Source organism: Sporosarcina sp. P29 (assembly GCF_002743265.1).
Taxonomy (GTDB): Bacteria; Bacillota; Bacilli; order Bacillales_A; family Planococcaceae; genus Sporosarcina.
Genome location: NZ_PDYX01000002.1, coordinates 248747 through 271135 on the forward strand (window position 1 = coordinate 248747; position 22389 = coordinate 271135).

Annotated in this window: 21 protein-coding genes; 6 read left to right on the forward strand and 15 right to left on the reverse strand. The window is 40.6% G+C overall.

Translation table 11 applies throughout. From position 1 onward, the window contains the following. Positions 1–56 precede the first annotated feature (56 nt). The 3 genes from gpsB to CSV68_RS03130 all read right to left on the reverse strand — a co-directional run bounded on the left by gpsB (position 57) and on the right by CSV68_RS03130 (position 2211). The gene (gene gpsB, locus CSV68_RS03120; RefSeq protein WP_099634717.1) at positions 57–356 is read right to left on the reverse strand and encodes a cell division regulator GpsB; all 300 of its coding nucleotides are present in this window, start codon (positions 354–356) and stop codon (positions 57–59) included. A 77-nt stretch (positions 357–433) separates the two neighbouring features. After that, entirely contained in the window at positions 434–1708 is a 1275-nt protein-coding gene (locus tag CSV68_RS03125; protein ID WP_099661438.1) for a ribonuclease H-like domain-containing protein, read from the reverse strand. A 281-nt stretch (positions 1709–1989) separates the two neighbouring features. Then, positions 1990–2211, reverse strand: coding sequence for a transcriptional regulator (locus CSV68_RS03130; RefSeq protein ID WP_099634715.1), 222 nt, complete (start codon positions 2209–2211; stop codon positions 1990–1992). 127 nt (positions 2212–2338) lie between these two features. Here CSV68_RS03130 and CSV68_RS03135 point away from each other — a divergent pair, with 127 nt between their 5' ends. Next, positions 2339–2785 carry a DUF4385 domain-containing protein gene (locus CSV68_RS03135; RefSeq protein ID WP_099634714.1) on the forward strand — a complete coding sequence of 149 codons (447 nt, stop codon included), beginning with the start codon at positions 2339–2341 and terminating at the stop codon, positions 2783–2785. Between the two features lie 43 nt (positions 2786–2828). Here CSV68_RS03135 and CSV68_RS03140 read toward each other — a convergent pair whose 3' ends face one another. Beyond that, positions 2829–4118 carry a DUF2254 domain-containing protein gene (locus CSV68_RS03140; RefSeq protein ID WP_158233483.1) on the reverse strand — a complete coding sequence of 430 codons (1290 nt, stop codon included), beginning with the start codon at positions 4116–4118 and terminating at the stop codon, positions 2829–2831. A gap of 185 nt (positions 4119–4303) precedes the next feature. On the opposite strand from CSV68_RS03140, the gene CSV68_RS03145 reads away from it, so the two are divergent. Both CSV68_RS03145 and CSV68_RS03150 read left to right on the forward strand, forming a co-directional pair. Beyond that, on the forward strand, positions 4304–4507 hold the full coding sequence (locus tag CSV68_RS03145) for a helix-turn-helix transcriptional regulator (RefSeq protein WP_099661440.1): 204 nt from the start codon (positions 4304–4306) through the stop codon (positions 4505–4507). Further along, entirely contained in the window at positions 4507–5187 is a 681-nt protein-coding gene (locus tag CSV68_RS03150; RefSeq protein ID WP_099661441.1) for a DUF3169 family protein, read from the forward strand. Before CSV68_RS03145 ends, CSV68_RS03150 begins: the two co-directional genes overlap by 1 nt. A 71-nt stretch (positions 5188–5258) precedes the next feature. Here the strand turns inward: CSV68_RS03150 and CSV68_RS03155 are convergent, their stop codons facing one another. Then, positions 5259–5630, reverse strand: coding sequence for a DUF488 domain-containing protein (locus tag CSV68_RS03155; protein WP_099661442.1), 372 nt, complete (start codon positions 5628–5630; stop codon positions 5259–5261). Between the two features lie 229 nt (positions 5631–5859). After that, positions 5860–6213 carry a hypothetical protein gene (locus CSV68_RS03160; protein WP_099634709.1) on the reverse strand — a complete coding sequence of 118 codons (354 nt, stop codon included), beginning with the start codon at positions 6211–6213 and terminating at the stop codon, positions 5860–5862. Positions 6214–6474: 261 nt separating this feature from the next. Between CSV68_RS03160 and CSV68_RS03165 the strand changes: the two genes are divergently transcribed. Beyond that, positions 6475–7050: a TMEM175 family protein gene (locus CSV68_RS03165; RefSeq protein ID WP_099634708.1), complete on the forward strand. Its 576-nt coding sequence runs from the start codon at positions 6475–6477 to the stop codon at positions 7048–7050. Between the two features lie 307 nt (positions 7051–7357). Here the strand turns inward: CSV68_RS03165 and CSV68_RS03170 are convergent, their stop codons facing one another. From CSV68_RS03170 to CSV68_RS03180, 3 genes are all read right to left on the reverse strand, one after another. Further along, positions 7358–9553, reverse strand: coding sequence for a 5'-nucleotidase C-terminal domain-containing protein (locus CSV68_RS03170; RefSeq protein WP_099661443.1), 2196 nt, complete (start codon positions 9551–9553; stop codon positions 7358–7360). Between the two features lie 176 nt (positions 9554–9729). Beyond that, positions 9730–11994: a DEAD/DEAH box helicase gene (locus CSV68_RS03175; RefSeq protein ID WP_099661444.1), complete on the reverse strand. Its 2265-nt coding sequence runs from the start codon at positions 11992–11994 to the stop codon at positions 9730–9732. Continuing rightward, positions 11987–12364, reverse strand: coding sequence for a YppE family protein (locus CSV68_RS03180; protein WP_099634705.1), 378 nt, complete (start codon positions 12362–12364; stop codon positions 11987–11989). The genes CSV68_RS03175 and CSV68_RS03180 overlap by 8 nt, the downstream gene beginning before the upstream one ends. 199 nt (positions 12365–12563) lie before the next feature. Between CSV68_RS03180 and recU the strand changes: the two genes are divergently transcribed. Continuing rightward, the gene (gene recU, locus CSV68_RS03185) at positions 12564–13175 is read left to right on the forward strand and encodes a Holliday junction resolvase RecU (protein WP_099661445.1); all 612 of its coding nucleotides are present in this window, start codon (positions 12564–12566) and stop codon (positions 13173–13175) included. Positions 13176–13199: 24 nt separating this feature from the next. Continuing rightward, positions 13200–15896: a transglycosylase domain-containing protein gene (locus CSV68_RS03190; protein ID WP_233192849.1), complete on the forward strand. Its 2697-nt coding sequence runs from the start codon at positions 13200–13202 to the stop codon at positions 15894–15896. A gap of 50 nt (positions 15897–15946) precedes the next feature. Here the strand turns inward: CSV68_RS03190 and CSV68_RS03195 are convergent, their stop codons facing one another. The 6 genes from CSV68_RS03195 to dinG form a co-directional block, all read right to left on the reverse strand. After that, a complete protein-coding gene (locus CSV68_RS03195) occupies positions 15947–16282 on the reverse strand; it encodes a YpoC family protein (protein ID WP_099661446.1) in 336 nt (111 codons plus the stop codon). Further along, positions 16279–16926, reverse strand: a complete 648-nt coding sequence (gene nth, locus CSV68_RS03200) for an endonuclease III (protein ID WP_099634701.1) — start codon at positions 16924–16926, stop codon at positions 16279–16281. Before nth ends, CSV68_RS03195 begins: the two co-directional genes overlap by 4 nt. An 8-nt stretch (positions 16927–16934) precedes the next feature. Further along, complete coding sequence (locus tag CSV68_RS03205) at positions 16935–17642, reverse strand: DnaD domain-containing protein (protein WP_099634700.1); 708 nt, start codon at positions 17640–17642, stop codon at positions 16935–16937. Between the two features lie 44 nt (positions 17643–17686). Next, a complete protein-coding gene (locus tag CSV68_RS03210) occupies positions 17687–18880 on the reverse strand; it encodes a pyridoxal phosphate-dependent aminotransferase (protein WP_233192850.1) in 1194 nt (397 codons plus the stop codon). A 38-nt stretch (positions 18881–18918) separates the two neighbouring features. Next, a complete protein-coding gene (locus tag CSV68_RS03215; RefSeq protein WP_099634698.1) occupies positions 18919–19398 on the reverse strand; it encodes a cell wall elongation regulator TseB-like domain-containing protein in 480 nt (159 codons plus the stop codon). A 72-nt stretch (positions 19399–19470) separates the two neighbouring features. Next, on the reverse strand, positions 19471–22242 hold the full coding sequence (dinG, locus tag CSV68_RS03220) for an ATP-dependent DNA helicase DinG (RefSeq protein WP_099661448.1): 2772 nt from the start codon (positions 22240–22242) through the stop codon (positions 19471–19473). Positions 22243–22389: the final 147 nt, after the last annotated feature.

Genomic DNA, 22389 nt, shown 5'->3' on the forward strand with positions numbered 1-22389 from the left:
AAAGCACCGCCACATATTATAAACTGTGGCGGTGCTTTTATTTCAAGGTAAAATTTTTATTCTTCAGGCTGAACTAGTTTGTCGCCAAATACTTCTCTTTCTAGGTTCGCGATGCGTTGAATGATATCAATATTCGTCGTTTGAGGAGCCGGTGTTGCAGAGCGTCTTTGAGAAGAATTGACTTCAGACTTCAATCTAGTATTCTCTTCTTGTAGACGTGCAATTTCTTTTTTGAATGTTTCATAATCTTGAATGACATCATCCAAAAACCAGTCCACTTCTTCTTGCTTATAACCCCGAATGGCTTGCTTAAATTCTTTTTCCAAAATCGTTTTCGTATCTAGCTTAAATTCCATGACAAAACGTCCTTCCGTCTATGATTCCATAAGGTCATTATAGCATATGTTGTCATTCTTTGTCTTACTGAAAAAGACTATTGTTCTTCATCTGTCGCTTCTTGCGCTTGCCCAGGAAATAACTTTCTATTCACTCGCATTTCCCGTTTTTCTAAAGATTTCTTCATCCGATTACTGAAGCGCAGCGTGAAATCATTGGATTGTTGCAATAATTGATCCGCACGTAGTATGTGCTCATATGCCAGCGAATAATCCTTTATTTGGTGTTCGTATAATTTTGCTAGTTCCTCATTAGCTAGTACTTGCTCCCTGCCTGCGCCATGCGTGGCGACGATGTCAAATGACTGAATGGCCCTGTCGAATTCTTTATGGCGCTTCAATAAAAATCCTAGATGATAATGCGTCATAGGATAACTCGTCCCGTAGACTTCCGCAATTCGTTGAAGTTCTGAAAAACTATGATCTTTCAAACCAAGATCTTGAAACCATTTGGCGATATTCGTTGCGATTTGAGCATTTTGCTGACTAGTTTCCTCCATGACAATATCCGTAGACAGACTAAACAGTGTCACAAGCGACAGAATATCCCATTCATTATGCCACATGACTTTCATTAAAATTTCTGCACGACCATTTTTCACCGCATCTTGATAAATAATAGGTGCCATATGGCCAGGTATATCATCTTTCCGGTGAAAGCCTAGCTGCGTTCGCTCTACTTCGGTCAACTTGAATGATTCCATCTGCCCTTTCCAAATTCGACGCGATCCATGTAACAAATCAATTTGATGCGGTACAGGCAGTGGCGGCAATAGCTTCCTATGCAATGACCAACGTGTCTGGAGTTGAGGGAAGTCAAAACTTTTCCCGTTATAGGTGACGAGTGTTAGTCCTTCTCTCCATAATTCTGAAGCATACAGAAATGCCGCTTCATGATCTGGATTCGGCAACACATACTGTGTCATGACGAATTCATCGGACTGTAATTCCAACAGTCCAATTAAAAAAATGACAGCTCCAGCGCCTTTTAAACCTGTTGTCTCCGTATCAAAAAATAACAACTTACCGGCGTTTGGCGATAAAGGATGCATGTAATCCGCTTCAGACCACTTTAGCAACTTTTGCTTCACATCGCCCAAGCGAAAGTCCCCATGCATCGTATCGAGCGGATAATGAATAACACGCTTATACACGACACCGAATTCATTTTCAATTTTCTCCATACCTGTCGTCAGCCAGCGTTTTTCATAGTTTGGTGCTGGTGGCGTCTTGAACGTCTCTTCCACTTCCTGAACAACTGTCGTCTTTTTTAACAGCGACTTCATCGCCATCAGTTTCTGCTCATATGACATGACGATTCAACTCATCTATCTGTTCCTCTAATTGTTGGCTATCCACTATATGTTGAACCCCTTGTCTATATAACCTATTAAATTTCTCTTTAGTTACATTCTGGTCTATCATAACTTCACCTCAGAAATGATCGTATTGCTCTAAATTATACATGATATGTCTAGATGTATATGAAATTTGATTTTCAAACGTTTTAATACATCTTATCTCGAACATTGAAAAAAGCGATGCATCCTTGAAAACCGGATAGATCGCTTGTATTCCTTCTATATTTATTCGATTAAACGATTACCGTTTCTTTCTCTCTTACAGGAACGACTGCCAGTACTTGGTCGATCAGGAAAGTTCGTTTAGAGTTTCGCAGAAAACAGTACGCTGTAAATGTTTTACCATGTAGATTCAGTACACGAATTTTTCGTTTGCTAATGGAGCCATCTTTCGCTTGGTACATCACTTCGAGAATATCACCATATCGTAATGCCTTTTCTAATGAAGACCGCACATTCGTTCCCTCCCTTTTACTCCAGTATAAAGAATGTGTGTTCTGTTGTAAAGAATTTTACATAATTAATTTTCACGTTTTTTGTAGTTCTTTCCAGGGTACTGTAGAGAAAAAAGGATGTGAGGATATGCCATTCAATTACGACTTAGATTACAGTACGTTAGACTTACGCAAAAACCCAGAATTATATAGAGTAGGAAGAGGCGAACAAGGTGTGTTGCTCGTTGAACCTTATAAAAGTGAAATTTTACCGCATTGGCGTTTTAAAACACCCGAAATCGCGAAAGAGTCTGCCACTCAAATTTATGAACTTTTTGAAGAGTATCGAAAGCAGGAAGACTTCGTTGGAATGGATATGGCGCGTAAATTCATTCAAATGGGATATACCCGTGCACGTCGCTATGCAAATCATAAAAGCGGACGGAAATATAATGAAGACGGAACGGTAAAAGAGCGCGATATGGATCCTGTTAAAGCAAAGTCTGCACAAATTTTCAAAGAACGATGGGACGCTATCCGCGAAGATGAAGATTATATTAAGCGAAAAAAAGCACATCAGAAAGCATATGGATAGCTAGTAAAAGCGGTGAATGCCTATTAGACATTCACCGCTTTATTCACTTCGTTAGTTCATGGATGACTTGAAGTTTCTCTTGTAACCTTGAACTATCCAATGACTCAAGTACTGAATGAGTAAAATGGTTCCACACATAATTGGACATCAACAACACTAGATCTTTTGTCTCTTGATCTTCCGAATATATTGCAATATACAGTAGTGCGTCTAGTAAAGCATTAAGAATACTTGCATCTTCTTTACCGTAATAACTAATTTGACTGAACGCTGCATAGAAATAGTCTCGCGTACTTGGATATACCGCCACTATACTTGGTTGGTTCTCCTCGGTATACGTCACCGCGACTCCCCCTGGCAACAAAGTAGCTCGCTGCAACACTTCCCCTATCGAATGAATACACCGGATTGCGGTATTAGGGTCATTGATTCCTGGAGAAAGCGCACGCAACGCAATTTCCACGATCTTTTCGATGCCATACTCTACATCTTGTAAAATTGAGCGTTCTTCACCTAATACGAAATGCGATGAAAGATCGTCAACAGCAAGTTCTTTCTGAGAATATACAGTAGCTAGGCTCGTATGTGATCCGCAAAAAGCTCCAATTGGCTTCACGACATCTACAATGGCATGATGATCAATCGCCCATTCTGTCAATTTTTCATACTCGATATATTGTATGTATCCAAAATCATGACTCTTGAGTTCCGTTACAAAAGGAAAACTCTGCATGAAGAATGGTTTTTCATCACTCCAAACGACACGATTTTCTTTCATTCCTTTTTTCTCACTTTTGAGCGCAGTTAGCACATCTTCGGTTAATTCACGAATTAACCGACTGACTTGAACCGAAGTTCCGACGTTATGTATAAAAAACGCAAAGAATGCAAGACAAATCACCGCAAGCACGACTCCGACAGAAGCGGAAATCACTTCGTGGTTAATGGATGCTTTGCGCATAAATAATAACGATAATATCGTATAAACAAAGCCACCCATAAAGATTCCTAGTACACGTTGGGTAGATGATTTATTCAAGAAGTTTTGAAGTGCACGGGGTGAAAATTGTGAAGAGTACATCGTCAGCACGACCATGATGGTTGAGAACGTAACGGTTGTCATAGTTAGCAATGCACCTGATAACGTACCTAAAATAGTTTGTGCCAAATCCACTGTTGTCCTGAAATAACTAGGTATGTATTCTTTCAGGGCGTTGTTATACTTCGTGTCGACTAATACCGTTGCGAGCGCAAGAATAGAGGCAAATGTCGTATAAACGCTCGGAATAAACCAAATACTTTCACGCATCTTCACGAGTAATCTTGTGAGCATAGACCTCATCTCCGTTTCCTTACTGCCTAAGTAACCATTCCGTTTAATGTACCCTATTTTGCTAGTTAAAAACCATATTAAATACGGTATACAGAGTATAAAACGACGTGTAAAATAGTCACCTTGACAAATGTAGTTGTCAAGATGAATACCATACATTACAATACAATGAAGAGGTGAGGCTAGTGAGAACAAGATTAAAAGAATTAAGAGCGCGTGACGGGCTTAACCAAACGGAACTTGCCAAGCGAGCAAAAGTATCTAGGCAAACGATTAGCTTAATTGAAAGGGAAGAATTTGTGCCTTCCTTGCTTATAGCGAAACGGATTGCACATATTTTCGATGAAACAATTGAAAGCATTTTTATTTTTGAGGAGGAGGAATTATAATGAGAATAATCATTTGGACACTGATCGGAGCTGCAGTTGGATTTTTTGGAATGTATGCCGCGTTATCTATTGACTTCAAGGCAGGCTTTCCGCCCATTGGATTTGAGGTGAATAGTGTGTTGATCGCAATCACTTTATTGCTTTTTGTCTACAGTGCTGTCAGTTCTGCTCAAATGAAAAAGAATGCCCATCTTCCTCTGACGGGTGTTGACGAAGATGAACGCGATGTTTGGCAGTATAAACGATTCAGTGACCTAAATTTATGTAATACCATCGCGCTGATCGTAAGTATCATGGCTCTTGGCGTCTCTATCATCACCGATCAGCCAACGTGGTTATTACTAACTTCCGGAGGCGTCCTACTAATATCCATCATATTTTCCATGTTGGTCCCCGGTTTGATGAAAATTGTTTATCCGGACCGTGATCTTCCCTCGGCTTCTGAGAAAAACTTTGCTAAGAAATTGCTAGCCGCTTCAGATGAAGGCGAGAGATTCGTTATGCTTCAAGGCTATTATAAAACGTTTAACACGATGAATCTGTCATTGATTATCGCATTGATGTTATTTATTCTGTACTCCGTGGGCACGGGGGATTCCCAGTTATTCTCTATTTTCATTGTAGGACTCATACTCATTGTAACGAACGCACAATATTTGCTAACGATACGAAATAAATGAACAGTAGCTCGATATATTGATACTCACTGTTCAAGTGTTTATTTCCTTGAACAGCGAGTATTTGTATTTGATCACTCCACTTGCTGATGATCCAAGATTTCTTTTAATACGACAGCTTGATTATTGATTTCATCTTTCGCTCCAAATACTAGCGTGATATTCTTCTTATGTTTCTTCGTCCAATCCTTCAGTTTATCTAACTCTTCTTGCTGTTCTTCATTGTTTTTCAATTCTTCTTTATACTTTTTCTTAAAACCTTCAAATTTATCAGGATCATGACCAAACCATTGACGAAGTTCCTTGCTCGGTCCTACTTCTTTCAGCCATTCATCCACATGTGCATCTTCCTTACTCATTCCACGTGGCCATAGACGATCCACTAGCACTCGCAATCCATCAGTTTTCTCTGCATCTTCATAAACCCGCTTGATTTGAACTGGCATATTGATCTCCTCCTATTCGGTTCTCCTAATTCTTCTACCCTATATTCTATAAATGAACAGGTCATTTGGTTTTAATGTATTACAAAGGATGCAGCGTCGAGATTCATCTCGACACTATCTTTATTCTTCATTTACTTAATAATACATTGGTAATAGGTTTGCCCAGTTTGGATCACTCCATTTGACCATTTCGAGTATATCCGTCGTTTCCATTTGTGCCGTACTTGTTTCAATCTGAAACGTCCACCGTACCATTTTGAATTTGAAAGATTGGCTTCGTATAATCGACGCGATACCATTTCGTTCTGTCAATTTTCATTTTATTGTATGAAGAATTGGAAATCAGATAACCTTGTGACTCTAAACTGTAAATAGTACGTCGGATTTTATTGAGTGACCAAAATGGGATTTCTTCTTTCCAGTCTTCATACGTTTTATATACCCATTTATACCCGTCCCGTACATTTTTTGATATAAGCGAACGATAATGTAGATGCTGCAGTAAAAAGGCTTCATTAAATCCTACTTCCATAACTAAGGTTGTTTGCAATGTAAATGATGGTTCATCGAGTAATAAATACATATAGTGTCCTCCTAATGAAATCAAATGTAAGAGATACATTTTCATCTCCTCATATGCTATATAGAGGCATAGTGCGGAAAGGATACATCTAGTAATTTTTTTTCAGGACAATTGATAATTATCATCATATTTATAATTACATGTTCCTGAGTATTCCATATTAAAGAGTTACAGGGATACTATAAAAAAATAACGTGATGACTGTTTGAAAGAGAGAAAATTTGTGAATAGAAAGAAGAAGGATAAAAGGAGTGTCACTACATGAAGACAAGTCGTATGGAAGCATTTAGTGATGGTGTACTAGCAATCATCATTACGATCATGGTTTTAGAGCTGAAGCCACCAACCGCCATAGATAAAGAAGCATTCCTTATATTGATACCGACCATCGTCAGTTATATGTTAAGTTTCGTATATGTCGGTATTTACTGGAACAATCATCACCACTTGGTTCATAAATTAACACGTTTGAACGGACACGTACTGTGGAGTAATTTGCATTGGTTATTTTGGATGTCGCTCATTCCGTTTTCGACCGCTTGGGTAGGAATGAACCCGTTAGAAGCGGTCCCAACATTATTTTATGGTGTGATTCTTTTCCTTTGTGCTGTGTCGTACTTATTCTTACAAAACCAAGTCGTTCAATGCGAAGGGACAGAATCAGATTTAGCGAAAGAAATAGGTTTTGACTGGAAAGGTAAAGTGTCCATGCTACTGTATGTCACTGGGGTAGTATTTGCATTTTGGGTACCGGCTGTTTCGTATGGTTTGTATTTAGTAGTGGCAATTATTTGGTTCATCCCAGATAAACGAATTGAAAAAACGTTTGTACAGTAGCCCCAAAAAATTGACGTATGTAACTTTTATTCCACATAAATGGTCTAATCGCAAACAGATGGAAAAGAATGTGGATACGTTGTAAAGCTTAATGTCCAACGAGTATGGGAAGGTTTGGATACGAAGACGGTTTCGATAGAGAGAGCAAGTGATTCAGCAATATGTAGCATAAAAATGTTAGTTCAACGACAAGAAGGACGCAAATTCACCTGTGAATTTGCGTCCTCATTTGCTATACTTTTTAACGTTTCCTTCGCATGTTCCAAACCCGTTAGATTAAGAACTAGCACTTATCAGTGAACACACATTACTTATTCAAATCAATAATTCGTCCTTCAATCTCAGGCTTAACTGTCCCAAGCTTGATCATATGATCGCGTAAGTTGACCCAGTCGTCTAAACCGAGATCAGTTACACGTCCATTTTCATAGGCTTCTCCAAGAACTTTAAACCCATCTCCGCCTCTTGCTGTAAAGGCATTTGTCGTGATCACGTATTCTTTATCCATCTCGACATCAACAAACTCATCATTCATCTTTACTTGCATAGTTTGAACACGTTTGCCTACTTCTTTACTACTGTCAAATGTCATCTTCATTCCGGACATATGCAAGAAACCGCCCTCTTCATTAGGAGAGTTTCGCACACTATGCTCAAGCGTATTTTTGATTTCTGCACCTGTTAGCGTGACAAGAGATAATGTATTACCAAATGGTAGTACTTCAATTACTGCTCCGACTGTGACTTGTCCTTTATTCAAATGGTTGCGGATTCCACCACCATTTTGCAGAGCAATGACTGTTTTCACATCATATTCTTTCGCTTTCTCAAGCATTCCGTCTGTTACTAAGTTACCAAGTGCTGTTTCATTGGCACGGACACTATCAGTCGGACCTTCATCTCCGCGACTTCTCGGATTTGGTAGATCTACTTCTAATGTTGCGCCAATTTCTTTACCAAACGTTTCATCGATTTTGCCCGAATACTTCAGAAGTGCTTTCGCTGCCTCTGCATCATTCGCTTTGTCTTTTAAGCTGATTAATTCACCAGCATGCCCTGTAATGACACCTTGATTATCAAATTCTACATCCAAAGTTCCAAGATGAGTCAAATATTGATCAGCTTGAACTATAACTGTAGGATCTTTGCTTTCTCCACTTACATTTTTATCGACAATGACCGGTTCTGTTAATTTCGTATGTGAATGACCACCTACAATAATATCAATCCCATCAACGGCTTGAGCTAGAAGTAAATCATTCCCTACAGATGGGTCACTATCAAATCCTAGATGATTTACAGAAATAATTTTATTGATTCCTTGACTCTCAAAGTAAGCTACGGCTTTTTCAGCTGACTCTTTATAATCCAAAAACTCTACTGCTCCTGGACTAGCGACAAATGCCGTACTTTCTGTAGTCAATCCAAAGATTCCAACTTTTTCCCCATTCACTTCTTTGATCAAGCCTTTATGAATTTCTCCCAATGCTGGCGTACTTGTAAATTCCGTTTCACTTACTAGATTTTTCATAGCTGGGTCTTTGGAAAAATCTATGTTGGTGCCGATTACAGGGAAGTTGGCGCCTTTCACAAAATTCGCCAATGATTGGTGGCCATTTATACTGTCGCCTAAATCAAATTCATGATTACCAAATACCATTGCATCCAAACCCATTAAATTCATCAATTCTAGATCGGCTTGTCCTTCAAACTCTGAGAAATACAATGTTCCTGAGAATACATCTCCGCCGTGAAGAAGCAATGCATCGGGCTTTTTATCTCGCACTTCTTTAATAGCAGTTATGGCTTTGGGCATTTCCGCAACGCGTGCATGCGAGTCATTCATATGCATCAATGATAATGTGAAATCACCTGGATTTAATTGGTTGGCACGGTGAATGAATGATGAGAATGCGCCCCGTGTAACAGGCTCGTTCGGTCTGAAATTAGTCAGTTGATCGGTCAAGCCGAGATTCGCAAGGATTTGCACACCTCTTTTATGGGACTCTCCTACATTTGATAAGTTGATTGTCACTTTTTTGCCTGTATCGTATTTTTCAAGATCCAATGCATTCACTAGAACATTCGCCATTTGTTGACGCGTGAGGGCTGCTGTCGGTTTAAAATTGCCATTTGAGTCCCCTTTAAACACATTCGCGTTCGCTAGAGTTGCCATTTCTTTCGCGTAGAAACTGTCCGCTGAAATATCTTTAAACTTTTTTAATGCATCCGCCACATTATTCGGTTCTTCAAAGTCCCCTAACTTTGCCAAAATTAACGCCGCGTGACGTCGTTCGATTGAATTCCCAGGCTTAAACTGATTTCCGGGATATCCACTAATGATTTGTTGATCCGTCAACGCTTTAATTGCTTCATAATGGGTGTTATCCTTTGATACGTCGGTATACCATTGCTCTGCTGCACTAACAGAACCCCCTGCCATTACAATGGCGCTAGCGACAGCAAATGTCGCACCAAACCTATGAACTTTTCTTTTATTCATCTGTTTTTACCTCCCCATTTTTACTAGTCTGATAGTTGTACATATTCATATTATCAGAATATACCTCAGTTTGGTTAGAGAGTCGGGAAGTTTTTTGATTTTCATGAATTTATTTACTTATTTCTTTTTATCCATAAAAAAAGAGTCGAAGTGATTCACTTCGACTCTTTTTCTACTCACTTGGCCAACTCTACTAGCAAGCTATGTGCACGGTGTTTGTTATTCTTCTGTCCTGCTTCCTGCGCTCCAATACAAACAGGACAGCCATATTCACAACGACATTCCGCTACATGATCCGCTGCAAGCATCAATAATTCTTTCCAACGACTATAAATATTTTCACTTAAACCAATTCCACCTGGATAACTATCGTAAATGAAGAATGTCGGTCGCTCCATGTGAATCGCTTTCACTTGTGGCACGACATGGATATCATTTCGATCGCATTTGATGAATAGAGGTACTAACGACTGAATGGCGTAGGCAGCAGCTGTCATCGCATCGGTCAAGTCTGACTTCTCCCAGTCTTCGGGAACATCGAACGTTAACCATGTACCGGACGTATGCATTTCTTCCGCCGGCAACGAGATCGGACCTGACCCAATATTGTCATGTGTATCAAACTTAATTTTCTTAAAGATGGTCGGAATGGCGAGTACCGCTAAATCACCGTAAGCTAACGTACGCTCCTCGTCTTCCATTCGCTTGTCTTCACTGATTACTTTCAGTTCCACCGCGAGATTGGCATCGGTGAAATAATCGACATCGACGACGGTCACATACGCTTTCTTTTCTTCCCAATCCAACTTCTCCACTTGATACTGCGTTCCTTGATGTAAATAAATTGCTTCTTCATGCAATAATGTCATGGCGCTGAATCGGTCCATCTCTCCAATGACGCGCGTTTCTTTCGGAAGTGACTGGTCAATGATGATGACATTTTCTTGTGAAGCCGACCGTAAACTGATTTCTCCAGCAGGAAAACGATCGGTCATCCAATGCCATTTATCCGATGTTTGTAACAACACACCTTCACTTTGCAAAAAAGCTAATAATTCTTGTACTTCAAATTCACCATACGTCTCAGTTGAACTAAATGGCAGTTCGAATGAAGCACATTTCAGATGATCCATCAATATCAGCATATTGTCCGGGTGAATATGAATCTCTTCCGGTTGCCTTCCGAGCAAATATTGCGGATGTTGAATAATATATTGATCAAGTGGCATCGATTGCGCTACATAAATAATTAGCGCATCTTCTTGGCGTCTACCCGCACGACCCGCTTGTTGCAATGCACTGGCAATATTTCCCGGGTAACCTGTCATAATACACGCTTGCAATTGACCGATATCAATACCCAGTTCCAAAGCGTTTGTACTGACTACGGTGCGAATATCACCATTTTTCAAACCACTTTCGATTGTTCTACGTTCTGATGGTAAGTAGCCGCCACGATAGCCCATTACAGTTTTATCGAATAACTTTTTCTTCGTTAGCTCTTTCATATAAGTCACGAGCATTTCTACACGCACACGACTTCGGGCAAAAATAATGGTCTGAATATGCTTTTGATATAAAAATGCGCCAAGATCTCGGACCACAAGCACTGCACTTCTTCGTATACCAAACACATCGTGAACAATGGGCGGATTGTAAAACACAAAATGTTTCTTACCGCGTGGTGCCCCATTCTGATCTATTAGCACCATATCTTTATTCGTCAAATTATCCGCCAATTCCTTGGCATTTGAAATCGTTGCGGACGTACAAATAAAAATTGGATCACTGCCATAAAATCGACAAATACGCTGTAATCTTCTTAAAACATGCGCCACATGACTACCGAACACACCTTTATACGTATGGAGCTCATCGACCACGATATATTTCAAGTTCTCGAACAATGAAATCCATTTAGTATGATGAGGCAGTATGGCCGAGTGAAGCATATCCGGGTTCGTTAAAATAATATGTCCAGATTTTCTCACTTTGGTTCGCAAGCCAGGTGCTGTATCACCGTCATACGTATGACTTAAAATCGTTTCGCCACTCGCTTCAATAAAATCATGCAAATCTGCTAACTGATCTTGTGCCAATGCTTTCGTTGGGAATAAATACAGAGCCCGTGAAGATGGATCATCCAAAATCGACTGCAATACTGGCAAATGATAACAAAGTGACTTCCCTGAGGCAGTCGGCGTTATAGCGGTAATCGAGTGACCTTCACGCACTTCATCAAACGCTTGTCGCTGGTGGCTATATAACTGTGTGATCCCTTTCGTTGCCAACGCTTTACGAATCGACGAATGTAAAACTGGAGGAAACTCCGCGGTGACGGCTTCTTGCTCTTTTAGTGTTTCGATATAGGCAATATTTGGCCCAAAGCGCGAGTCTGCGAATAGTTCTTGAATAGTATCGGGTATACTTTGTTTATTCATTCACACGGTCCTCTCCCCGGTCCGCGTTCATTGCGTCCAAAACCGTTTGCAATGTATAGCGCGCCGCACGGATAGATAGAATGAAACGTTTTTTTCCAGTTGCTTTATAGAATGATTGGACGACGAATTGTGTCATCGAGTCTTTCAGTGAATCCACTTGTACTTCATGCACATACCGTGGCTTTTCCTTCTGTATCCACACCTTCATCTCTTCCGCCCACTGCGCGATTGCCTTGTGACTTACATCGGCATATGGCTTCACTTCTTCAAAGAAATCAGGATCATGATCCGTCTCACGCATATGATAAAACCGTTGTTCGCATTCATCACAAATTGTCAGCAATAGCTTTGTGTCTTCAATCTTGCTCATTTATATAAAACTCCTTTAGAATTCATTATAATCAATGTACTCCCCTCATTTTATCAGATATTCAACTGTAGCTCCACTTTCTACGAACAAACATTCCAAGACGTCACCAATTTGACTACTTTTGACACGTTGGAAACTTTCTTTTTGGTAACTCGTCTAATAGTCGGTATGATATGATGTAGAGTACGAGGTGGTCACATTGGCGATACGTTATCCAAACGGAAAAAAGTTCAATCCTTCCGTGTCTTCTACGAAAAAGAAAACCTATGACTACTCCTTTAGTAATCGGGGTAAATCATTAGAAGACGAACTCAACGACACAAATGAATACTATTTGGCGCATGGTCTTGCCGTCATCCATAAAAAGCCGGTTCCCATACAAATCGTCAATGTCCGCTACCCTGCAAGAAGTGCTGCGGTGATCACAGAAGCGTATTTCCGTACACCTTCGACAACTGACTATAATGGTGTGTGGAATGGATATTATGTGGACTTTGAAGCGAAGGAAACAAAAAACAAAACTTCCTTGCCCCTGCAAAATATTCATTTGCATCAAGTGCAGCATATGAAGCAAGTAATCGACCAATCCGGACTTGCTTTTTTTATTGTCAATTTTACATTGTTGGATCGATATTTCTTACTGCCCTTTGAGGAATTCTATCCTCTGTGGCAACGCATGGAAGATGGCGGAAGAAAGTCTATTACGTTATCTGAAATAGAAGAACGATCTATCGAAATCAATACCGGTTTTCATCCTCGGCTAGATTATATACAAGCCGTGGCGGATTGGATGAAGCGCAAGACAGATTAATGAAAGCGAAAGGCAGGAACTACTATGAGTGATAACATAAACTCGAGAACGGCAAGAAGATCGAAACAAGTGAAGGAGCAACCGAAGCGTCCGCAGAAGAAACTTCCTAATGAATTATGGAAGAAAATCCTTTTAGGAATTGCAGCACTGTTTCTTTTAGTGCTAGTGGGCGGAGCTTCATTATTCGCTTATTATGCAAGTACTGCACCTGATTTAGACGAAGAGCTATTGAAAGATCCACTGACTTCGAACTTCGTGACAAAAGATGGCGATGTATTCATGAAGTTCGGTGCAGAGAAACGGGAATTCGTCCCGTATAAGGAAATTCCCGAGCAAATGAAAGATGCTATTTTAGCTACGGAAGACATTCGATTCTTTAAGCATGGCGGAATTGACTTTTATCGTCTTGGAGGAGCAATTATTGCCAACTTCCGTAGTGGGTTCGGATCACAAGGTGCTTCGACATTGACACAACAAGTCATCAAAAACTCATTCCTGAAGAATGAAAAAACATTAAAGCGTAAAGCGCAGGAAGCTTGGCTTGCGCACAAATTGGAAAAAGAATATACAAAAGAAGAAATTTTCGAGATGTACTTCAATAAAGTTCTTATGTCAGGCACTCGCTACGGAATCGGTACAGGTGCAAGTTACTTCTACGGTAAAAAAGTAGGCGAACTGGAGTTACCTGAAATGGCTATGCTCGCGGGTATGCCACAGTCTCCTAACGGCTATAATCCATTTAAGAATCCGGAGCGCTCAGAAAAGCGACGCAATATTGTACTAACACTTATGGAACGTCACGGTAAAATCACGACAGCTGAAATGAACGAAGCGAAAAAGGTCCCAGTTACTTCCACTTTATTAGCAGAAGAAAATCGCGAAGTGTTCGGTAAATACCCAGCTTATGTAGATGCAGTGCTAGATGAAATTGAAGCAGCAGGTTTTACGGATCTTTTATCTGAAGGTGTTACAGTTCAAACTGCTTTAGATCCAAAAGTACAAGAAACTGTAGAAGCCAAAATCAATGATCCAAGCTATTATGAATCAGATGAAATGCAAGCCGGTATGACAGTGTTGGATACGAAAACAAGTGCGATCGTGGCTATTGGTGGTGGACGCAATTATTCGGGGCGTGACTTGAATTTCGCCGAAGTCAGACGTGCACCAGGTTCGAGTATTAAGCCCATTTTATCTTATGGCCCGGCAATTGAAGAGCTAGATTGGTCTACAGGTCAAAAGGTAGTCGATGAACCTTACAGCTATAAAGGTTCAGGTACAGCCATTGGAAACGCAGATGGTAAATTCCTCGGTACTTTGACTATGCGGCAGGCGTTATATTGGTCAAGAAATATACCTGCAGTCAAAACGTTTGAACAAGTAGGACCGAAAAAAGCCGAAGCCTTTGCCAAGAAACTTGGGTTTACGTATAAAAATATAGATTCTTCCAACGCGCTTGGTGGCGGGGATGAATTCTCCACAGTTCAAATGGCAGGCGCTTATGCTGCTTTTGGTAATGGAGGTATTTATACAAAACCTCATACTGTCAATAAGCTGATCTTGCGTGACGGCAAGACGGAAAAGAATTTACGTCCGGACCCTGTCACTGCAATGAAAGATTCTACTGCGTACATGCTTACAGATGTATTGCGTGATGTCCTTACCGAGTATGAAGCAACAGGTACTCGAGCAAATATTAGCAATATGGACATTGCCGGAAAGACAGGTACAACAAATTATTCAGCTAAAAAAATGAAAAAAGACAATATGGAAAGTCATTTTGTGCCTGATACGTGGTTCACAGGCTATACAACCGAGTACACCATTTCAACATGGGGCGGGTATGGAGATTTCTCACCGATTAAGACCTATGACAATGGACGCTATGTACCGCAAAATTTATTCAGAGATGTTATGAGCAGTATCGCCAAAGATCCAGGTACGTTCGTTCAACCCGACTCCGTTGAAGAAGCAGCAATCGTCAAAGGCAGCGACCCTATTATGCTTGCTAGTTCATTCACTTATAGTAACCTCGTCAGTAATGAATTATTTGTCAGAGGCACATTACCTAAAAAAGCATCAATTCCTGAAAAGGTTTCAATTCCAAGTCCGGATGGATTAACTGCACAATTCGATGCGAATTCCAATACAGTTCAATTACAATGGAATTACGATGTGCCGAATAAATACAGCAGTCTCGGAAGTCCCACATTCAACGTCAGTGTTTCTGTTGATGGGGGTGGACCACAAAGTATTACGACGACATCCGATAAACAAACCACATACTCTGGTGTGGAGTACGGTAAGAACTACACATTCTATGTCAGTGCCAATATGGGCGGGTATACAAGTGGATCGGCTACAGCTTCCCTTTCGATAAAAGGTGCTGATGAACCGGTCATTGAAGATGAGCCTATCGTTGAACCCGATGAAAACCAAGATGATCAAAACAATAACGAGGATGATCAATCTGGAAATGATTCGGAAGACAATAATGATATAGACAATGAAGAGCCCGATCAATCAGAACCAGACGGCTCGAACAATCCAGATGGCAATAACTCAACTAACGACCAGAACGACCAAGACCAGAATCAGGATCAAAACCAAGGTCAGGGTCAGTCTAACCAAGGACAAGGAAATCAAGGGAACCAAGGCAATCAAGGACAAGGTCAAAATCCTAACGATGCCGGGGATACTTCATCTGACTCCTCTTCCAATTAAAAATAGAGCGACTCCACACGTCAAACAACGTGTAGAGTCGCTCTTTTTATTTACTGTTGAACACGTAACCGCGCTGCTTTCTTTTTCATCTCATCATACAGCATAGTCAGCTGTATGACTGCATAATGACTGTTTTTTTGAACTTTGATAAACTCGATTCGTTCCCCATAATTATTTGGTGCGAGTACGTGATACATTTTTCCTGTGTGTAGATTCTGAAGCTCTTCGCTTTGCTCAACTATCCATTCGAGTTGATCGATAGCTGGTTGTATTAATTCCAATTTACGCGGATCATTTACGGCGTATGCCTTTTCTACTTCAGGCTTTTGCTGTCCCCATATATCGAGTACTTGTTGTACGTTTTTCTTTAATTGTTCATGTGTCATTTCGCTTTCATCCTTTTCCGGCCTTCGCGGCATAAATCCAATAACGGACATTCTGGACAATTGGGATTTTGCGCTTTGCAATGATAGCGACCAAAGAAAATTACTTGATGATGGGTTTGTGTCCACTGTTCCATTGGCGTCCAACGCATGATTTTTTCTTCTACATCAATCGGGCGATCTTTCCAGCGATTCATACCTAATCTCTTCGCTACACGTTCGACATGTGTGTCGACAGCTAATGCCGGCACACCGAACGCGTTCGACACGACGACATTTGCTGTTTTCCTGCCCACACCCGGCAACGTCATCATGATATCTCGATTAGGAGGTACTTCTCCCCCAAATTCTTCAATCAAACGAAGGCTAAGTGCTTGGATATTTTTTGATTTATTACGGAACAAACCAATTGAACGAATATCTTGCTGTAATTCCTCAATGGGTACGGCTAAATAGTCTTCCGGTGTCTTATATTTCTTAAATAGCTCTGCTGTCACTCGGTTGACTAATACGTCCGTACATTGCGCTGATAAAAGTGTCGCGATCAGCAATTCAAAAGCGTTCTTATGAACGAGTTCACAATGTGCTTCGGGAAACATCTCATCGAACGTTTGCAAGCATGTTTGCCACTGTGTTTTTGTCAGCATCGTCTCACCTACTCCCGTTCTTCGAGCCAATTGTAGAAAGGCACATCTTTAATCGTCGTTTTCACTTGCGGCGTTGTTGCTACCGTCGTAGGACGAAACGCTTTAGTCTGCTTTTCTACATCACGCATCGTTTTTACATTTTTCTTTTTCCATTCAAATAAAATTCTGTCGATATAGCGCAAACTCATTTTTTGTGCTAATACGGCTTCTCTTAATGCCGCGCGAATGATTTCCGTTGAATGACCATCTTTATCAATCCACATACCGATTGTTTCAAATTCCATAGGGGATAGGAAGCGACCAAATTCCTGTTCAAACAACGAGAAGATTTCTCCCTCTTCATGCTTGACCACTTCTTCTTCGATTTCCATCGATTGTTTTTCGACTTCATCTATCAATCGTTTCCACAAAGGATAAAATGAAAACTGTTCATGTAATACTTTATTTTCATCGGTACTTTGCTCAATAGAAAACAATCCTTTTTGCATCATACGTTGTAGACAATTCGTTACATCTTTCTCTTGCAGTTGCATACGATTCGCGATATCGGTAGGCGTTGGAAAATAGTTCCCCGCTCCTTGAAATGCAATCAAATGCAATAATACCATGGCGTCACTATCTGAAATCAGCAGTTGTTTATAATGTTGAAAAAAGAGCTGGGAAATAGAAACATTTCCCTGCTCCATCCAAATTTTCAGCCGCTCATCTTGCTGCATATTTGAAACTTCCTCTCATCAGCAACTTGTTGGTTGCTTCTGTATTACGCTTTCCAATGATCTCTTACAAACTGATCGATACGTGTAATTCCTTCTTCCAGCTGATCGATCGATGTGGCATAAGAAAGACGGATCGTAGTATCTGAACCGAATCCTGAACCCGGAATGACAGCAACTTTAGCCTCTGTCAATAATGCTTGTGCAAAATCATCTACGTTGGCATAACCAGTTTTCTTTACTGCTTCCTGTACGTCTGGCAATAAATAAAATGCGCCTTGTGGCTTCAATACATTGAAACCTGGGATAGCAGAAAGCTTGGGGTACGCTTGATTTAAACGGGATTCAAAATCTTTCCGCATGACTTCTACAGTGTCTTGAGGTCCGTTATATGCTTCAATTGCTGCATATTGCGAAGTCGTTGTCGGATTGGATGTAGAATGGCTAGCGAGGTTTGTCATTGCGCTTACTACTTCTTCATTACCCGCAATATATCCTATTCTCCAGCCTGTCATTGAATGGGATTTCGATACTCCATTAATAATGAATGTACGATCTTTGGCATCATCTGAAAGCTGCGCAATCGATACATGCTCTTTACCATCATAAACAAGCTTTTCATAAATTTCATCCGAAATGATCCATACATCTTTTTCACGGCAAACTTCTGCAATGGCTGTGAGTTCTTCTTTCGAATAAATCATACCTGTTGGATTACCCGGTGAGTTGATGATGATGGCTTTTGTTTGATCCGTGATGGCATCACGAATTTGCTTGGCTGATACTTTGAACTGCTCAGCAGCTGTTCCTTCAACGAACACAGGAGTACCTTCTGCGAGCTTCACTTGTTCAGGATAACTCACCCAAAACGGAGAAGGGATGATGACTTCGTCACCTTTATTCAGAAGTACTTGGAAAAGTGTATAGAGCACATGCTTTGCTCCAATACCGACTAACACTTCCTTGCGTGTATATGTCAATCCTTGGTCTCTTTTCAATTTGTCAATTATGGCATCCTTTAGTTGCGGAAGACCACCGGCCGGAGTATATTTCGTCTTGCCATCCTTCATTGATTGATACGCTGCTTCTAAGATGTTTTTAGGCGTGTTATAATCAGGTTCTCCAGCTCCGAGTCCGATCACATCGATGCCCGCTGCCTTCATTTCTTTTGCCTTCGCTGTAATCGCTAATGTTGTAGATGGTGATAAAGTATTTACTCTGGACGCTAATTGCTTTCTCAAATTGACCGCTCTCCTTTTAGTCCTAATTCCATTTTTCTCTATAGTTTTGAAATTCGCTTTAACCATTTTCCATCTGCAAAATTCAGATACGCGTAGTTTAAGAAATCCTCGTCGTCCAGATAGCTGACTTCCCAAAACGGAGTGTCATTTTCCATACCCAATGAAGCATTGAGGACTTTTTTAACGTTCTTCTCATTTTTTACGATGTCTGTGGCTTTTCGCTTAGTAATACCATCTTTAATTGATACGGCTTTCAGAATTTTCGTCGTCTTTTCTTCCACAAAGATGATTTTTTCATGGTTATTTTTATCTGTACCATAGACGGTAATCCATGACGTCTTACCATGAAAATGATCCATCCTATCTACTTTTTCAAGAACATTATTTTCCAATACAGCTTCTTTCACTATGTTTTCAGATGCAGCAAACGGTTTCTCTGCTTGATAGAAAACGACAATAGTAATCGTGAACCCGAGCGCGAGTAAAAATAGGAATAGAAACTTAATCCAGTTGAGCATAAGTGACACTTCCTATCGAATGAACCGCTGATTTTTTTCGATTCATTTTCTAACCTGCTTTCTATTTGTACATCATTCATTATAACAATTTTCGATCTCGTTAACTAGACCTTCCAAAGATACTTTTTTTACAGATGACGTAGGCAATGCTTGTAAAAAGGATGTGCCGTAGGATTTCGTGTCTATGCGTCGATCCAATATGATGAAGAACCCTTGTTCATCTGATGAACGGATTAATCTACCAAATCCCTGTCTAAAACGCAGTATCGCTTCCGGTAAACCTAAATGGGTGAATGCATTTTTATGCTCCGCTACTAAAGCTTCTGAACGAGCTTTAAATAAAGGTTCCTCGGGTGAAGTAAACGGTAAACGAACGACCACTACTGCCGATAATTGTTCACTTGGAACATCCACACCTTCCCAGAAGCTTGTCGTGCCGAATAATACGGCTTTCTTTTGCTGTTTAAACGTCTTCAGCAACTTATGTCGGCTCCCCGAGCTAACACCTTGTGCGATCAGCATGTATTCTTCTTGTAATGACTCACTGTCGATTACTGCTTGATGCGTCTTCTTCAACATGTCATGAGACAAGAACAATGCAAAGACGCGTCCTTCAATCGCAACCGCTGTTTGGATTAACGCATCTGCCACCGCTTCGATGTACTCTTCATTTGAAACTTGCTGAATATCCGGCATATCTTCCACAATCAACGTATGAGCACCTTCATAGAAGTTCGCGGGTGCATCAAATGTGTAAAGCGGGACGCTAGAAGGCAATCCTGCCTGGTCTAGTACGAAGCGGTCCTGCTGCCCCGCGGTTAACGTTCCGGACGTCCAAACGATGCCTGCCTCCCCTTCAAACGTATCTATAAAATCACGGATTACTTGTGCACCGTTTACCGGACTTTTCTTGATCTGTAAACTGCCAGGCAAACTTCGACTATCTTTTTCCATCCAAATGGTCGTGCTTGATTTTGGCTGTTCTAAAAATAATTCAATCCACTCGCCAGCTTTAATTTTCATTTCATTGACCCAATAAAACCATTCATTTAGTGCTGCTTGCTCATGCAAGGTCAATTCGCTCGACAAATTCTGGATTGGCATGGCATAGTTCTCGGTAACACCGATATAATCATTCATCTTACGCAACACTTTGTCGAAAATTTCATTCGATCGCAGACGTTTGGACAATGGCTTTACTGTTCTTGTCGTCTGCTTATTATCGCTATTTGAGTTCGAGTTCACTAGTACGAGCATCGATTCATCGAATGCGAGCATGAATTCATTGAATGAATGTTGAAGTCGTTCGGTAGTAGTTTTGTGATTGAAATGAAATCGCTTTAAGATATCTTGAATATCAAACAGTAATTGACAGCTACTTAAACCGTTCAATTGACTCATTACATATTTCCATTTCGTATAGGAAAACACTTGTTGGTGAGTCCGTATTGCCGCTTGGTTCAGTTGATGGGCTTCATCAATCACCAACCCACTGATGGAGTGAAACAGCGGATCGTAACGCTGTTGGTCATTTACTAACATCGAATGATTCGTCAATAGCACCATCGACTGCTGACAGTTTTTTATGGTATGTGTATAAAAATCTGCTACTCGTTCGTCTTTCTTCACTCGCATCGAACGCTTACGAATTCGGTCGATAAATAACTGACCACCACCTGATACATTGACCTCATCCAAATCACCAGTAGTCGTTTCTGTTAACCAGACCAATAACTGCATGATGGTGATGGAGTCATCGTAAACCTCATCATTAAAATGCAAGAGCTCCTCAAATTTCCCAAATGAAATGTAATTCGCCATGCCTTTAACAACGGTCGTTGGAATCGTCACCTGCAAAGCCTTTTCAAGCTTCTGGACTTCTTCCGCAAGTGTGTCGACTAAGTGATTCGTAAACGTACTAATGACAACAGGCTGCTTTGTTTCATATGCACGGATTAAAGCAGGCACTAAATAACCGATCGTCTTGCCAGCACCGGTTGGAATCTCTACAGCGATTTGCTTCTTCTCAACAAAAGCTTGCCATGTTAAATCCATCAATTGTGCCTGACCTTCTCTCACATGGTAAGATGGATCAATTTTCTGCATGACTCGATCTTTCGCCGGAACATCGGCAGGAAAATCTATCGGCTGTGACCATGCTGTTGCAGGTAGCTTTGATTTCAAATACGGAATCCCGCGAAATAGCGCATAGTCAGCGGATGTTTCCTTTCCACGTACATGCTTCAGTGCTTCATAAAATAATGTTGAAACGTCAGATTTCATTGCGAATGAACGCTCATGCATACGATTCAGCGTCTCTTTAGGTAACGTTTTGATTTTCTCAATAGCCTGCAATAAAAACAATGCCGTTGCTTCCGCATCATCATCTGCCCGGTGAGCCTGCTTTAACGAAATATTTAATGATTCGGCAATATCCTGCAAACGATAGCCAGATAAAGTAGGATACATAATCTTCGCCAGCTCTACTGTATCAATTGTCTTACCATGCCATTTGGATACACCACAACGAACCAATTCTTTTTGTAGAAACGATACGTCAAAATCTGTATTGTGTGCGACAAAAATACATCCAGCAAGCAAATCCGCCACTTCTTCAGCAATGTTTTCAAAAGGAGCAGCATCCTTCACGTCTTCATCACCGATGGATGTAAGTTGGTGAATAAAAGGCGGAATCGAGCGCTGCGGATGCACGTAACGCATATATGTATCTATTATTTTATTGTTCTCAATAAAAACAATTGCAATTTGAATGATCCGATCTCCATTTGAAGGCGAATGACCAGTCGTTTCCAAATCGACAACTGCATATTTGCTTGTAGACATACCATCATCAACTTCCTATTTGGTTTCTAAAGCAAATTGTATCACACTTACCACGACGACTCACGTCTTGCATTCAGGGCAACCGAAAACCATTTGAACCAATAAACGAAAAAGTAATTCTGATAGCGGTTCGTGATTGAAGCTCCA

What these genes read in the sequence shown, in the direction of transcription:
- gpsB (WP_099634717.1), bottom strand. Translation starts at nt 356, where the DNA reads ATGGAATTTAAGCTAGATACGAAAACGATTTTGGAAAAAGAATTTAAG.
- CSV68_RS03125 (WP_099661438.1), bottom strand. Translation starts at nt 1,708, where the DNA reads ATGTCATATGAGCAGAAACTGATGGCGATGAAGTCGCTGTTAAAAAAG.
- CSV68_RS03135 (WP_099634714.1), top strand. Translation starts at nt 2,339, where the DNA reads ATGCCATTCAATTACGACTTAGATTACAGTACGTTAGACTTACGCAAA.
- CSV68_RS03140 (WP_158233483.1), bottom strand. Translation starts at nt 4,118, where the DNA reads ATGCTCACAAGATTACTCGTGAAGATGCGTGAAAGTATTTGGTTTATT.
- CSV68_RS03150 (WP_099661441.1), top strand. Translation starts at nt 4,507, where the DNA reads ATGAGAATAATCATTTGGACACTGATCGGAGCTGCAGTTGGATTTTTT.
- CSV68_RS03155 (WP_099661442.1), bottom strand. Translation starts at nt 5,630, where the DNA reads ATGCCAGTTCAAATCAAGCGGGTTTATGAAGATGCAGAGAAAACTGAT.
- CSV68_RS03160 (WP_099634709.1), bottom strand. Translation starts at nt 6,213, where the DNA reads ATGTATTTATTACTCGATGAACCATCATTTACATTGCAAACAACCTTA.
- CSV68_RS03165 (WP_099634708.1), top strand. Translation starts at nt 6,475, where the DNA reads ATGAAGACAAGTCGTATGGAAGCATTTAGTGATGGTGTACTAGCAATC.
- CSV68_RS03170 (WP_099661443.1), bottom strand. Translation starts at nt 9,553, where the DNA reads ATGAATAAAAGAAAAGTTCATAGGTTTGGTGCGACATTTGCTGTCGCT.
- CSV68_RS03175 (WP_099661444.1), bottom strand. Translation starts at nt 11,994, where the DNA reads ATGAATAAACAAAGTATACCCGATACTATTCAAGAACTATTCGCAGAC.
- CSV68_RS03180 (WP_099634705.1), bottom strand. Translation starts at nt 12,364, where the DNA reads ATGAGCAAGATTGAAGACACAAAGCTATTGCTGACAATTTGTGATGAA.
- CSV68_RS03190 (WP_233192849.1), top strand. Translation starts at nt 13,200, where the DNA reads ATGAGTGATAACATAAACTCGAGAACGGCAAGAAGATCGAAACAAGTG.
- CSV68_RS03195 (WP_099661446.1), bottom strand. Translation starts at nt 16,282, where the DNA reads ATGACACATGAACAATTAAAGAAAAACGTACAACAAGTACTCGATATA.
- nth (WP_099634701.1), bottom strand. Translation starts at nt 16,926, where the DNA reads ATGCTGACAAAAACACAGTGGCAAACATGCTTGCAAACGTTCGATGAG.
- CSV68_RS03205 (WP_099634700.1), bottom strand. Translation starts at nt 17,642, where the DNA reads ATGCAGCAAGATGAGCGGCTGAAAATTTGGATGGAGCAGGGAAATGTT.
- CSV68_RS03215 (WP_099634698.1), bottom strand. Translation starts at nt 19,398, where the DNA reads ATGCTCAACTGGATTAAGTTTCTATTCCTATTTTTACTCGCGCTCGGG.
- dinG (WP_099661448.1), bottom strand. Translation starts at nt 22,242, where the DNA reads ATGTCTACAAGCAAATATGCAGTTGTCGATTTGGAAACGACTGGTCAT.